Genomic DNA, 13,084 nt, shown 5'->3' with positions numbered 1-13,084 from the left:
GATTGTTTATTCTTGATTCAGGCTTTATTTTTGCAATTTTGCAAACCTATAAAAGAACTATCATGCCGAAGATTTCAAATAAAGGGCAGCAAATGCCCGAATCACCTATAAGAAAATTAGTCCCTTATGCTGAAGCAGCTGCTGCAAAGGGTAAAGTTATATACCAGTTAAATATTGGCCAGCCTGATATTAAGACTCCTGAGGTAGCGCTTGATGCCGTAAAAAATCATGACATTGAAGTACTGTCTTACAGTCATTCTGCTGGTTTTGAGAGTTATCGTGAAAAGCTCGCTTCCTATTATAAAAACACCTCTCTTCCCGTTGAAAAACAGGATATCATAATCACCACCGGAGGGTCTGAAGCGCTTCTATTCACAATGGGAAGCATCACAGATCAGGGTGATGAAGTGATCATTCCAGAACCATTTTACGCGAACTATAATGGTTTCGCAACGGCTTCTGGAGTAACTATAAAACCAATTCAGTCCAAAATTGAAGATGGTTTCGCATTACCTCCTATTTCAGAATTTGAGAAACTGATCACTGAGAAAACTAAGGCTATACTTATATGTAATCCTGGCAATCCAACAGGATACCTGTATACAAAAGAAGAAATTCAACAACTTGCCGATCTTGCCCTAAAACACGACCTTTTTATTGTTTCAGACGAGGTTTATCGTGAATTCGCCTATGATGGTGTAAAACATCATTCAATTATGAGCATTCCTGAGCTGGCGAACCATGCGATCATGGTAGATTCAGTTTCAAAGAGATATAGCATGTGTGGAGCAAGAATTGGTTGCATGGTGTCTAAGAACACTGAAGTGATCACTACCGCCATGAAATTTGCTCAGGCAAGACTAAGCCCACCTACTTTCGCCCAAATTGCAAGTGAAGCTGCACTGGATACACCACAGAGCTATTTTGACGAGGTGATCAAGCAATATACTTTTAGAAGAGATCTTCTTGTAAAAGGATTGGAAAAAATTGACGGTGTTAAGGTTGCAAACCCAAAAGGCGCTTTCTATTGTATCGCCGAGCTTCCTATCGATAATGCAGATGATTTTGCAAAATGGTTACTGGAAGATTTTGAAGATGAGAATGAAACCATCATGGTTGCACCAGCTGCAGGATTCTACTCTACTCCTAATACCGGACTTAACCAGGTTAGAATCGCGTATGTATTGAAAAAAGAAAATCTTGAGCGTGCGCTGGTAATTCTTGAGAAAGCGTTAAAGCAGTATAACAACAAGGCTTAATGCGGGTTATTCGTAACTTTTCACTGAAGAATTACAATAGTTTCGGCATCGATGTTCGGGCAGATAAATTTGTATCGGTTTCAAGCATTGACGATCTGAGACGTCTTCTAAAAAAAAGTTATTCTTCCGAATTATTTATTCTTGGGGGAGGAAGCAACATGCTCCTTACTGAGGATGTTCATAAAACGGTAGTTCATATTGCGCTAAAGGGTATAGAGGTCGTATCAGAAAATGAAAATGAAGTAATTCTGGAAGTTGCTGCCGGAGAAAACTGGCATGAATTAGTACTTCATACTATAGAAAAAGGGTTCGGAGGATTAGAGAATCTATCTCTTATTCCTGGCAATGTAGGCACCTCTCCGATCCAGAATATTGGCGCATATGGAGTTGAACTTAAAGACAGCTTTGTAAGTTGTCATGCGATAAATATTCAAACACTTGAAGAGAAAGAGTTTACTCATAAAGAGTGCAATTTTGGATATCGAAATTCAGTTTTCAAGAATGAGTTGAAAGGTCTTTATATTATTACCTCTGTTCGTTTCAGGCTAACTAAAAAAGATCATCAGTTAAATCTGGATTATGGAGCAATTCGTAATGAACTGGAGAAATCGGGAATAAAAAACCCTGGAATCAAGGATATTTCGAATGCAGTTATCACTATTAGACGATCAAAATTACCCGATCCCAAGGAAATCGGAAATAGTGGTAGTTTCTTTAAGAATCCTGTGATCACCAGGAATCAATTTGAAGAATTACAGCGGGATCATCCTGAAATACCTTCTTACCATGTATCTGAAGATGAAATAAAGGTTCCTGCTGGCTGGCTCATTGATCAATCGGGCCTGAAAGGTTACCGTAATGGAGATGCCGGTGTTCATAAAAACCAGGCATTGGTTCTGGTTAATTATGGTGAAGCTACTGGAGAAGAGATTTTAATGCTCGCTAAAATGATTCAGGATAAGGTGTCTCAGAAGTTTGGAATTTCCCTTGAAGCTGAAGTCAATATAATTGAATAAAAAAAGGAGCGCAAATGCGCTCCTTTTTTCTTTATAATTCGTTGTCGAATTAAGCTTTCTTCATCACTACTGCATCAATGATGTGAACAACTCCGTTAGAAGCATCAACATCAGCTTGAACTACAGTCGCTTTGTTTCCATTCTCGTCAGTAAGAATTACATTTTCACCTTCTAAAGATGCTGTAAGCTCTCCTCCACCAACGGTAGAAACTGCATAAGTTCCGTCATTATCCTGGATCATTTTTACAAGATCTGCAGCCATAACTTCTCCTTCAACTACATGGTATTTCAAAACACCAGCTAGTTTATCTTTATTCTCTTCCATCATCAGGCTTTCTAGTGTTGCCTGATCTACTTTAGAGAATGCAGCGTTGTTAGGTGCGAATACAGTAAAAGGACCTTCTTCTGTCTTCATCATTTCTGCTAGATCAGCAGCTTGTAGAGCAGATACTAGTGTACTTAAAGTATCGGTAGCCATAGCTTTTGCTGCGATGCTGTTGGATTGCATTTCCTGCATTTCCTTCTCAGCTTGCATTTCAGCCTCTCTTTCTTCGGCTTCCATTTGCTCCATTTTCTCTTTTTCTTCCTGCTCTTTTTTATTACCATCTTCACAAGAAGTGAAAACGACTGCTGAAAGTGCAAGAGTTGTAAATAACATTTTAAATTTCATATTGTAGTTTTTTCGTGGTTAACGCTGCAAGATATCTCTGAATTAACTGATAGCGCTACTTATTCGATTAAAGTTTAGTTAAATATTGTAAACGATACACTAATGATACGACCAATTTTCAGTTGCCTGTTTTTATTATTATTTTTGCAACAGAATCCAAAGTCTATGAAACTATTTATAATCAGTTTAGTCCTGCTAGGTCTTGCATTTGCAGGAATTGCAATTAAAATCTGGGGTAAAAAAGATGGAAAGTTCGCTGGTACCTGTGCGAGCCAGAATCCATACCTTAATAAATCTGGTGAACCATGTAGTTTCTGTGGTAAGTTGCCGGATGAAATGGAAAATTGTTCAGATACCGCCAAGACTACCTAGATTAAATGGAGATAATTTTATTTGGCCTGTTTATACTCACCGGTATAATCAATATCCTCTATAACTTAAGTTTTTTTTCATTTACATCTGCTTCTTCGGAAAAGTCACAAGCATTAAATCTTCCCGTTTCAGTAATTGTGTGTGCAAAGAATGAAGAAGAGAACCTTCAGAACTTCATACCAAAAATTCTTGAACAGAATCATCCAGATTTTGAACTTATCCTTATTAATGATGCTTCCGCAGATAATAGTCTGGAAGTAATGGAGCATTTTCAGAATATAGATCCAAGAGTAAAAATTGTAAATGTGCAGAATATTGAAGCATTCTGGGCAAATAAAAAATATGCCCTTACACTGGGTATTAAAAAAGCTTCGAACAAATACTTATTATTTACAGATGCCGATTGTGTTCCTCAATCTAAGGAATGGATCACAGAAATGACAAATCATTTTACAACCAAGGAGATCGTTCTTGGATATGGTGGCTACTTCAAACAAAAGAAATCACTGCTGAATAAGTTAATTCGGTTCGAAACACTATTAACAGCCATTCAGTATTTCAGTTATGCAAAATTAGGGATACCATATATGGGCGTTGGCCGTAATCTCGCTTATACCTCTGAGAGGTTTTATGAGTTGAAAGGTTTTGCGAGTCATTTACACATAAAATCTGGCGACGATGATCTATTCGTTAATGAAGCTGCGAATCATGAAAATACCGCCATCTGTTTTTCTGAAAATTCAATCACACGAAGTGTTCCCAAAAAAAGTTTTTCAGAATGGACAAAACAGAAACGCAGACACGTTTCTACTGTTAAACAATACCAACAGAAACACCGGGTTCTGCTTGGCGTATATTACTCGGCAAGATTACTTTTTTGGCTACTTTTTATTCTACTTTCAATTCTTCAGATCTTCCCTATCGCCGTACTATCAATTCTTTTTATAAAGTTGATCTTTGACGGAATTGTCTATTATAATGCTGCGGAAAAGCTAGATGAAAAGGACGTCATCTGGTTCTATCCATTTTTAGATATATTTTTAATATTTTTCCAATTAGCTATATTTAGCTCCAATCTCATTTCAAAACCAGGACAGTGGAAGTAAACCCCAATCAGCTCTCTGAGAAAATCAGTGAAGCCAAGAAAGGAAGTCAGTCGGCATTCAATTACCTGGTAGACAGGTTTTGGGGAGATGTTTATGGTTTTCAGCTTAAAAAGACCCAGAATGAGTATGAAGCTGAAGATATTACGATTCAAACATTTTCTAAAGCTTTTAATCGTATAGAAACTTTTGATGTTAATTATTCCTTCGCCACCTGGCTTATTGCGATCTCCAAGAATATCCATATAGATCAAATAAGAAAGAAAAAAGCTTCTATTAGATCTAAAACTTCCATGCAGGATGAAGACCAGGTCTACCAGATCGCAGATGATACTCCGGGAATTGAGGATAAGCTTATCAAGGAGCAAAATCTAGAGCAATTACTCTTTGACATTAAGCAATTGAAACCTCATTACCAGGAAGTCATCAATCTTAGATTCTTTCAGGAGAAATCATATAAAGAAATCGCAGAATTCCTGGACGAACCCATGAATAATATTAAGGTAAAACTGTTGCGTGCCAAGAAGTTACTCGCCGCTATTATTGAAAGCCGAAAGAGCTAAGTAAGGATTAGAATCGGCGGGAGTCTAATTTATGCAGTTCAGCTTATTATTGTATCTTTGAAACAGAGATTTATTGCTATGAATACAGACGTTGCTCCAGTAAAAACCAAAACACAAAGAACTCCAAAACCAAAGTGGTTGCGAGTGAAACTTCCTACCGGTAAGAAATATACCGAGTTGAGAAGCCTGGTTGATAAATACGATCTACACACCATTTGCACTTCTGGTAGTTGCCCGAATATGGGTGAATGCTGGAGTGAAGGGACCGCTACTTTTATGATTCTTGGGAATGTATGTACAAGGTCCTGTGGATTCTGCGGTGTTAAAACCGGCCGACCAGAAACTGTAGACTGGGATGAACCTGAAAAGGTTGCCAGATCCATCAAGATCATGGGAATCAAGCATGCGGTAGTGACCAGCGTGGACCGTGATGATCTTAAGGATATGGGTTCAATTATCTGGGCAGAGACTGTCAAAGCGATTCGAAGAATGAATCCTGAAACTACACTGGAAACTTTAATTCCCGATTTTCAGGGAAATGAACGTAACATAGATCGTATTATCGAAGTAAGCCCTGAAGTAGTTTCCCACAATATGGAAACCGTTAAGCGTCTTACCAGAGAAGTTCGTATACAAGCGAAATACGACCGAAGCCTTGCAGTTCTAAAGTATCTTAAGGATAATGGAATTCGAAGAACCAAGTCGGGAATTATGCTAGGACTTGGCGAAAAGGAAGAAGAAGTATTTCAGACGCTTAGAGATCTACGCGGTGCAGGTGTTGATGTCGTGACTATTGGACAGTATCTTCAACCAAGTAAAAAACATTTGCCTGTCAAGCAATTTATCACCCCAGATCAATTCAAGCGTTACGAAGAATACGGTCTTGAACTAGGTTTTAGACACGTTGAAAGTAGTGCCCTGGTAAGATCCTCTTATAAGGCTCAAAAGCATATAAATTAAGGAGTTTACATGGCGGGTCCTGTAAAAATTGCCATTAACGGCTTTGGCCGGATTGGTAGAAACCTTTTCAGACTTTTACTAAGTCATCCCGAGATAGAGGTTGTTGCTATCAATGATATTCATGATGCCGGCAGTCTCGCACATTTGCTCAGGTATGATAGCATCCACGGAAGAATATTCAATGATATTTCTGCTTGCGACAATGAGATAATTGTTGATGGTCGATCTATTCCTTTGCTGAATTTCGAAAAACCTGCAGATATTCCCTGGAATAGTTTTGGAGTGGAAATGGTGGTAGAATGCAGCGGAAAATTCAAAACTACTGAAACGCTGTCACCTCATCTGAAGGATGGGGTAAAGAAGGTGATACTTTCGGTTCCACCAGTAGACGATGAAATTAAGATGATCGTACTTGGGGTAAACGAACATATACTTACGGGCGACGAGAAAATCATCTCGAACGCTTCCTGTACGACTAATAATGCAGCCCCTATGCTCAAGGTGGTCCATAATCACTTAAAAGTTACTCAGGCTTATATAACAACCGTTCACTCCTATACATCAGACCAGAGCTTACATGATAAACCTCATAAGGATCTAAGGAGAAGTCGGGCAGCAGCACAATCTATCATACCAACTACCACCGGAGCGGCGAAGGCCTTAACAGGAATTTTCCCTGACCTTAGTGAGGTCATTGGTGGATGCGGAATCAGGGTTCCTGTTCCTAATGGATCTCTTACAGACATGACACTTAATGTTGAAAAATCAACGAGCATTGAAGAAGTAAACCAACTTTTCAAGAATGCTGCAAAAAATGAGATGTTTGGAATTCTGGAGTATACTGAAGACCCCATAGTTTCTGTAGATATCCTTGATAATAAATATAGCTGCATTTTTGACGCCGGAATGACTTCAGTCATCGATGGTACGCTCATCAAGTTAATAGGATGGTATGACAACGAAATTGGTTACTCTAATCGTCTTATCGATTTAATTTCACTTGTTAACGATAAATAGCTATATTTAACAACTTATTAAAGCTGCTAGCTATTTTTCCATAATGAAAAACTTCAAGCGTTTCATCCTTTTAGTATGTTGCTTCGCCATCTTTGGATTCCAAGAGTCCACGATCGATGAAGAAAACCCAAAACCTGAACAGATCAAAAAACTGTTGAATGAAGCCGAGGGTTCTATCAATACCATGAATTTTGATAAAGCCCAGGAACAACTAGATCTGTCACTTAAATTATCTAAACGTATAAACGCTAAGAGTTACATCGCGCTAACCAGTACGATTCTAAGTCGTATGTATCATGTAAGGCACGAATATGATAAAGGTATAACGCAGTTGGATAGAGCTATGTCCATTCAAAGAGAGATCAATGATGACGCAGGCCTTAATTATTCTTATGTTCTTTATTCCAAAATACTTACATCCAAAAGAGAATTTGATCGAGCATTAAACTACCTGGTGCTTGCAGAAAAATACTATACCCAGCAAGACAACCGGGAACAACTAGGAATTATTGCCCTGAATAGAGCCGTAATTTATTTTGCTGATAATAACACCAAGCCCAGAGCACTGACCGAATTAAGAAACGCAGAAGTCTATCTCAGTGATTCGGACAATCAATATGAAAAAACCCGGTTAAATTATTTCCTGGCTCGCGCATTTCAATACGATGGAAACTACGAACGAGCAGAGCAGTCAGCTAAAAAATCGCTTGAAATATCAAAAGCAGCAGGTTATACGGGTATGATCATGTATAGTTATAATTTGCTAAGTGAAATTGCTCAGGAAAGAGGTAACTATGCCAGCGCACTCGAATTACTTCGACAAGGTAATAAGATAAGAGAAACTATTTTCGATGTGAATAAGGAAGCTCTTGCAACTGAAGCAAATGCCAGACTTGGTAATTCTGCTTTGAAATCTACGGTAGATCAACTAACGGCACAGCAGGCGGAAAATGAAAGGACGCTAAAAGTTAACAAGCTAACTACAATACTTAGTGTAGCTCTTATTACAATTCTCTCGCTGCTAACATTGAGTTTATATAAAAACAACAATCTTCGTGCTAGAGCGAATGAGTTACTTCAAAAGAAGAATTCAGAATTGATACTGGCTAAGGAAAATGCTGAGAAAGCTTCTCTGGCAAAAGCTCAATTCTTAACTACCATAACACATGAGCTGAGAACACCTTTATATGCGGTGACAGGACTAACCCATTTACTGTTAGAAGAAAGCCCTACAGAAAGTCAGAAAGAGCATCTAAATTCCTTGAAATTTTCAGGTGAATATCTCCTTTCCCTCATCAATAATATTCTCGACCTCAATAAGCTTGAAGCAAACAAAGTGGAGATCGTTAAGACTAACTTCGATCTCGAAAAGCGTATTTCAGATGTATTGATTGCGTTAAAGAATTCCGCAGACGACAGGAATACGAAATTACATTTCTCCTATGATAAGGACATTCCAGCTAAACTAATTGGAGACCCTCTAAAAGTCTCTCAAATTCTCATCAATCTTATTGGTAACTCTATTAAGTTTACGGAAGATGGAGATATCTGGATCGCGGTAAATAAAGCCCGACAGGATGGGAAGTTTGTTTCACTTCTGTTTGAGATAAAGGATAATGGTGAAGGAATTGGTAAAGAGAAGCAAAAGGCAATTTTCGAAAACTTTACACAAGGTTCTACCCAGATTAACAGAAAATTTGGGGGAACGGGACTTGGTTTATCCATTGTCAAAAACCTTCTAAGTCTTCTTAATTCTGAAATTGAACTGGAAAGCGATCTTGGGAAGGGGTCCACATTCACTTTTGAATTGCAATTTGAAGCTGAAACTCTGGAAACTAAACCAGCTGAACCAGTAGCACCATCTAAAGATATCGTTCTTACTAACGATATTATGAAAGATAAAAATATCCTTATCGTTGAGGATAATAAGATCAATCAAATGATCACACGCAAGATCCTTGAGAAAAACAAAGTGATCTGTGATGTCGCAGACAATGGAACTATTGCGATCGAGAAAGTTCAAAATAATGAATTTGATCTTATCCTTATGGATATTCATATGCCTGGAATCTCGGGAATAGAAGCTACTATAGAAATTAGAAAGTTCAATCCCGACATACCGATCATTGCGTTAACCGCAGTAACTCTAGATGATAATCTAGACGAATTTTACATGAACGGTTTCAATGATATTATACCCAAACCTTATAAAACAGAAGAGTTCTTCCACAAGATCAACAAGTATCTAGCTGCCAGAGAAACAACAGTTTAGGAAAATGGCACAGCCTTTGTAAAGTAAATGCTAGTAGAATTATATTGAAGACAAAAAACACATATAATTTGAATTAGCCGAGATTAAATGAGGTGCTTCGCACCTCATTTTTTTTGTGCGTAACTCAAAATTAATTCATCAAACTTTTCAGCATCAGAAATTATTTTGGTTTGAATAGGTAGGTAATAAAGCTTCCTAGCAAGTTTAGTACTTTTCAAACGCATGTAATCTTTTTCCGTCGTAAGTATACTCTCGAAGGTGTTCAGGTTTTCGATTTCGTCTGTGGAAAAATTATGATGATCTGAAAACTTAAAATGCTTTAGTTCAATATTCATTTCAGCCAGGTATGAAATCATTGGATCGGGATTGGCAATTCCCGTAACAAGTACAAAATCTTTCTGTTCGATATCCTTCAGTAGCTTACGTTCTTTCTCTGCGAAGATCATTTCAGAATATATGATACTACTGAAGAAAACCGGTCCTTTAAAATATGCTTTGATCTTTAACCGAATTTCTGCCTGTTTAGTTTCATCAAGATTCTGCGGACATTTGGTTACCACCACTATATTGGCTCTACTGGCGCCCTTACGTGACTCTCGGAGATTTCCAGCAGGGAGTACAAAGTCTTCTGTAAAAAGGTCGGTATAAGAGGTAAGTAGAATATACAACCCAGCCTTAACTTTTCGATGTTGAAACGCATCATCCAGCAAAATAAGATTGGAACCAGACTTCTTTAACCTGTTGATTCCTTCTACCCTATTGACATCTACAGCTACCGTGATCTCTGGGAATTTATTCTTAAACTGAAGAGGCTCATCCCCAATCTTACTCGCAGTGTCATTGATTTCCACGATCTGGAACCCTGAACTCTCACGTTTATAACCTCTACTTAATGTCGCAAGCTTAGCATCCTTCGAAAGCAGATGAATAAGATATTCGATCATGGGAGATTTCCCTGTGCCTCCCATATTTAAATTTCCAACGGCGATTACAGGAATATCAAATTTCAAGGAATTAAAGAATCCCTGATCATATAATTGATTTCGAACTCCAGTCACAGTTTTGTAGACTACGGAAAAAGGTAAAAGCAATTTTCTGGGATTCGGCATAAACGCTTAATATAAGTATCTTTGAGTCTGAAGTCTGAGAATTACGCAGACAATTTAATTTCCAGGCTTCTGGCAAAATTATCAAAATATGCTTATTAAAGAAGTAATTACTATAATAGAAGAATTTGCACCGCTTGATTATGCTGAAGATTTCGACAACGTAGGTTTGCTGGTAGGAAACGATTCCGAAGAAGTGAAAGGAGCACTTATAACTTTGGATACTTTGGAGGCTACCGTAGATGAAGCCATTGCGAAAAACTGCAACCTGATCATAAGCTTTCATCCAATCATATTTTCAGGTTTAAAAAAGCTAACCGGGAAAAATTATGTGGAGCGTACCGTTCTTAAAGCAATTAAGAATGATATTGCGATCTATGCGACTCACACTGCTCTAGACAATCAGCACAAAGGTGTCAACGATATGATCGCTGAAAAGCTGGGACTGGTGAACAGGCAGATCCTGATCCCTCGAAGCGATAGCATCAAAAAACTGCAAACCTATGTTCCGGTTTCAAATGCTGCTAAAGTGAGAGAAGCTTTATTCCAGGCGGGTGCAGGTAATATTGGAAATTACGATAATTGCAGTTTTAATGTTCAAGGCTTCGGAAGCTTCAAAGGAAACGAAGATTCAAATCCAGTAGTTGGTGAAAAAGGCACAATTCATTTTGAGGATGAGATGCAAATTGGTATTACCTATAAGAAACACCTCGAATCCAAAATATTGAAAGCTTTGTTTCAAAGTCATCCTTATGAGGAAGTTGCCTATGAGATTCATAGTCTTGAAAACAGGAATCAGCAGCTAGGAATGGGCATGATTGGGGAACTCGAAACTCCTGTAGATGGGAAAAGCTTCTTAAGTCAAGTTCAGGAAACATTTAATAGCAATGGAATTCGGCATTCTGAAATACTTAAATCACCTATTAAAAAAGTTGCTGTTCTGGGAGGTAGCGGAGCCTTTGCCATCGAAAATGCAAAAAGTGCTGGTGCAGATATATTCATCACGGCAGATCTAAAATATCATGATTACTACAAAGCCGAGCAAAAGCTGGTCGTTGCAGATATTGGACACTATGAAAGTGAACAGTTTACAAAAAATTTACTATATTCTTTTCTTAGCAAAAAAATTAGTAGTTTTGCACTTATTTTAGCAGATACAAATACCAATCCAATACATTACTTATAATATGGCGAAAAAAAACGATGTTACTGTAGAAGAGAAGTTAAGATCCCTGTACGATCTTCAGTTGGTGGATTCACGAATTGATGAGATTAGAAATGTACGTGGAGAACTTCCTCTTGAAGTTGAAGATCTTGAAGATGAAGTAGCAGGTTTGAACAGACGCCTGGAAAAACTGGATGCGGATATCGAAGTGATTGATAATGATATCAAGAACAAGAAGAACCAGATAGAGGAGTCTAAGACGACGATCAAAAAATATTCTGAGCAACAAAAGAATGTTCGAAATAATCGTGAATTTAATGCTTTAAGTAAAGAAGTTGAATTCCAGGAACTGGAAATAGAGCTTTCAGAGAAGCATATTAATGAGTACAAGGCGAAGATCGAGCAGAAGAAAGAAGTTATTGCTCAAACAAAAGAGAAATTAGCTGAAAGAGAAGCTCACCTTAAGCATAAGAAAAGTGAACTTGACGAAATTTTGAAGGAAACTGAGAAAGAAGAGCAAGCACTAATAGACAAGTCTAAGGAATACGAAAAGAACATTGAAGACAGGCTTGTTACTGCTTACAAAAGAATTCGTACAAACGTAAAGAATGGTTTAGCAGTGGTTCCTGTAGAAAGAGGAGCATCTGGAGGATCTTTCTTCACTATTCCTCCACAGGTGATCATGGAAATTGCTGGTCGTAAAAAGATCATCACAGATGAGCACAGTGGTAGAATTCTGGTAGACGAAGAACTAGCTAAAGAAGAGCAGGAAAAAATGGAGTCTATGTTCAAGAAGTTCTAATACTTCTTAAGCAACACTTTAAACTGCCTGGAGAATAACAGTAAGATCTTAGGATCTGAAGCAAAAGTTTTTCAGGCAGTTTTTTTATGCCTAATTTTAAGCCACTCTCCTATTCACACGGGCTCTGGATTAACATTCATTTTACAATTTTCAGTGAATTATAGTCTAACTTTAACCCGTTATGAAATTACTCACTGCAATTAAAACCTGTACCATCTGTCTGGCTATATTAACTATGACAGGTTGTAAGGATTCTGCTAAGTCTGAAAATGAGAATAAGGTGGAAGATACCATTACTACTCAGGAAAATGGTTTTAAAGATTTGAACGAACAAAGTTCAGATCAATCTGAAGAACTTAAGACCAAAGACACAACAACTACACCAAAAGAAAAGAACACAGATTACTCTGGAACTTATACCAATCTCGCGTTTGCTGAAGATACTAACTGCGAATGCTACTGCCTGGAAATTGAAGCTGGAAAGAGTTCAGAACTTTGCCTGAAGCCTGGTGAATTATATATGGAAGCCGAATTTAAAAAAGTAGGTAATGAAATTCATGTTTTCTACAAAGGCGCTTCAGTAAAAAGTAAGCAGAATGAAATTCCGTGGAATGATCTCGATACTGGCACAGCGGTTGCTACATTTAGCAAAGTAAGTGCAAACGAATATAAACTTGACTGGAAGGGTTTTCAAATCGATGGTAAGACTGCCGTGGAATATGCATTGTTAGGCAAGAAAACTCTTGAAGGAACTTATAAACTTAAATAACATGAAGCTA

The 13,084-nt window shown here is 37.8% G+C and carries 13 protein-coding genes; 11 read left to right on the top strand and 2 right to left on the bottom strand.

What is annotated here, in order from left to right; translation table 11 throughout:
• Positions 1 to 62 precede the first annotated feature (62 nt).
• Complete coding sequence (locus tag QZ620_RS02705; protein WP_295178847.1) at positions 63 to 1,259, top strand: pyridoxal phosphate-dependent aminotransferase; 1,197 nt, start codon at positions 63 to 65, stop codon at positions 1,257 to 1,259.
• Positions 1,259 to 2,275: a UDP-N-acetylmuramate dehydrogenase gene (murB, locus tag QZ620_RS02700; RefSeq protein ID WP_295178846.1), complete on the top strand. Its 1,017-nt coding sequence runs from the start codon at positions 1,259 to 1,261 to the stop codon at positions 2,273 to 2,275. The genes QZ620_RS02705 and murB overlap by 1 nt, the downstream gene beginning before the upstream one ends.
• A gap of 49 nt (positions 2,276 to 2,324) precedes the next feature.
• Here murB and QZ620_RS02695 read toward each other — a convergent pair whose 3' ends face one another.
• Entirely contained in the window at positions 2,325 to 2,945 is a 621-nt protein-coding gene (locus QZ620_RS02695; RefSeq protein WP_295178843.1) for a fasciclin domain-containing protein, read from the bottom strand.
• A 165-nt stretch (positions 2,946 to 3,110) separates the two neighbouring features.
• Here QZ620_RS02695 and QZ620_RS02690 point away from each other — a divergent pair, with 165 nt between their 5' ends.
• From QZ620_RS02690 to QZ620_RS02665, 6 genes are all read left to right on the top strand, one after another.
• Entirely contained in the window at positions 3,111 to 3,317 is a 207-nt protein-coding gene (locus QZ620_RS02690) for a membrane or secreted protein (RefSeq protein ID WP_141876946.1), read from the top strand.
• Positions 3,318 to 3,322: 5 nt separating this feature from the next.
• Positions 3,323 to 4,423 carry a glycosyltransferase gene (locus QZ620_RS02685; protein WP_295178841.1) on the top strand — a complete coding sequence of 367 codons (1,101 nt, stop codon included), beginning with the start codon at positions 3,323 to 3,325 and terminating at the stop codon, positions 4,421 to 4,423.
• On the top strand, positions 4,414 to 4,983 hold the full coding sequence (locus tag QZ620_RS02680) for a sigma-70 family RNA polymerase sigma factor (RefSeq protein ID WP_295178839.1): 570 nt from the start codon (positions 4,414 to 4,416) through the stop codon (positions 4,981 to 4,983). Before QZ620_RS02685 ends, QZ620_RS02680 begins: the two co-directional genes overlap by 10 nt.
• A gap of 78 nt (positions 4,984 to 5,061) precedes the next feature.
• A complete protein-coding gene (gene lipA, locus QZ620_RS02675; protein WP_141876943.1) occupies positions 5,062 to 5,943 on the top strand; it encodes a lipoyl synthase in 882 nt (293 codons plus the stop codon).
• 9 nt (positions 5,944 to 5,952) lie between these two features.
• Complete coding sequence (gene gap / locus QZ620_RS02670) at positions 5,953 to 6,960, top strand: type I glyceraldehyde-3-phosphate dehydrogenase (protein WP_295178837.1); 1,008 nt, start codon at positions 5,953 to 5,955, stop codon at positions 6,958 to 6,960.
• 43 nt (positions 6,961 to 7,003) lie between these two features.
• A complete protein-coding gene (locus QZ620_RS02665) occupies positions 7,004 to 9,232 on the top strand; it encodes a response regulator (protein ID WP_295178835.1) in 2,229 nt (742 codons plus the stop codon).
• Between the two features lie 104 nt (positions 9,233 to 9,336).
• Here QZ620_RS02665 and lpxK read toward each other — a convergent pair whose 3' ends face one another.
• Positions 9,337 to 10,341, bottom strand: a complete 1,005-nt coding sequence (gene lpxK / locus QZ620_RS02660) for a tetraacyldisaccharide 4'-kinase (protein ID WP_295178834.1) — start codon at positions 10,339 to 10,341, stop codon at positions 9,337 to 9,339.
• Between the two features lie 88 nt (positions 10,342 to 10,429).
• On the opposite strand from lpxK, the gene QZ620_RS02655 reads away from it, so the two are divergent.
• From QZ620_RS02655 to QZ620_RS02645, 3 genes are all read left to right on the top strand, one after another.
• Positions 10,430 to 11,524: a Nif3-like dinuclear metal center hexameric protein gene (locus QZ620_RS02655; protein WP_295178832.1), complete on the top strand. Its 1,095-nt coding sequence runs from the start codon at positions 10,430 to 10,432 to the stop codon at positions 11,522 to 11,524.
• 1 nt (position 11,525) lies between these two features.
• On the top strand, positions 11,526 to 12,305 hold the full coding sequence (locus QZ620_RS02650) for a C4-type zinc ribbon domain-containing protein (protein WP_295178830.1): 780 nt from the start codon (positions 11,526 to 11,528) through the stop codon (positions 12,303 to 12,305).
• A gap of 181 nt (positions 12,306 to 12,486) precedes the next feature.
• On the top strand, positions 12,487 to 13,074 hold the full coding sequence (locus QZ620_RS02645) for a hypothetical protein (protein ID WP_295178828.1): 588 nt from the start codon (positions 12,487 to 12,489) through the stop codon (positions 13,072 to 13,074).
• Positions 13,075 to 13,084: the final 10 nt, after the last annotated feature.

Origin of the sequence: uncultured Christiangramia sp. (assembly GCF_913046405.1) — a bacterium.
Classification (GTDB): domain Bacteria; phylum Bacteroidota; class Bacteroidia; order Flavobacteriales; family Flavobacteriaceae; genus Christiangramia; species Christiangramia marina.
Note: the sequence above shows the minus strand (reverse complement) of the source record. Positions and strands in the feature narration are given on the sequence as shown.

Excerpts from the sequence above, each read along its gene's own strand:
- QZ620_RS02705 (WP_295178847.1), top strand. The coding sequence starts at position 63 with ATGCCGAAGATTTCAAATAAAGGGCAGCAAATGCCCGAATCACCTATA.
- murB (WP_295178846.1), top strand. The coding sequence starts at position 1,259 with ATGCGGGTTATTCGTAACTTTTCACTGAAGAATTACAATAGTTTCGGC.
- QZ620_RS02695 (WP_295178843.1), bottom strand. The coding sequence starts at position 2,945 with ATGAAATTTAAAATGTTATTTACAACTCTTGCACTTTCAGCAGTCGTT.
- QZ620_RS02690 (WP_141876946.1), top strand. The coding sequence starts at position 3,111 with ATGAAACTATTTATAATCAGTTTAGTCCTGCTAGGTCTTGCATTTGCA.
- QZ620_RS02685 (WP_295178841.1), top strand. The coding sequence starts at position 3,323 with ATGGAGATAATTTTATTTGGCCTGTTTATACTCACCGGTATAATCAAT.
- lipA (WP_141876943.1), top strand. The coding sequence starts at position 5,062 with ATGAATACAGACGTTGCTCCAGTAAAAACCAAAACACAAAGAACTCCA.
- gap (WP_295178837.1), top strand. The coding sequence starts at position 5,953 with ATGGCGGGTCCTGTAAAAATTGCCATTAACGGCTTTGGCCGGATTGGT.
- QZ620_RS02665 (WP_295178835.1), top strand. The coding sequence starts at position 7,004 with ATGAAAAACTTCAAGCGTTTCATCCTTTTAGTATGTTGCTTCGCCATC.
- lpxK (WP_295178834.1), bottom strand. The coding sequence starts at position 10,341 with ATGCCGAATCCCAGAAAATTGCTTTTACCTTTTTCCGTAGTCTACAAA.
- QZ620_RS02655 (WP_295178832.1), top strand. The coding sequence starts at position 10,430 with ATGCTTATTAAAGAAGTAATTACTATAATAGAAGAATTTGCACCGCTT.
- QZ620_RS02650 (WP_295178830.1), top strand. The coding sequence starts at position 11,526 with ATGGCGAAAAAAAACGATGTTACTGTAGAAGAGAAGTTAAGATCCCTG.
- QZ620_RS02645 (WP_295178828.1), top strand. The coding sequence starts at position 12,487 with ATGAAATTACTCACTGCAATTAAAACCTGTACCATCTGTCTGGCTATA.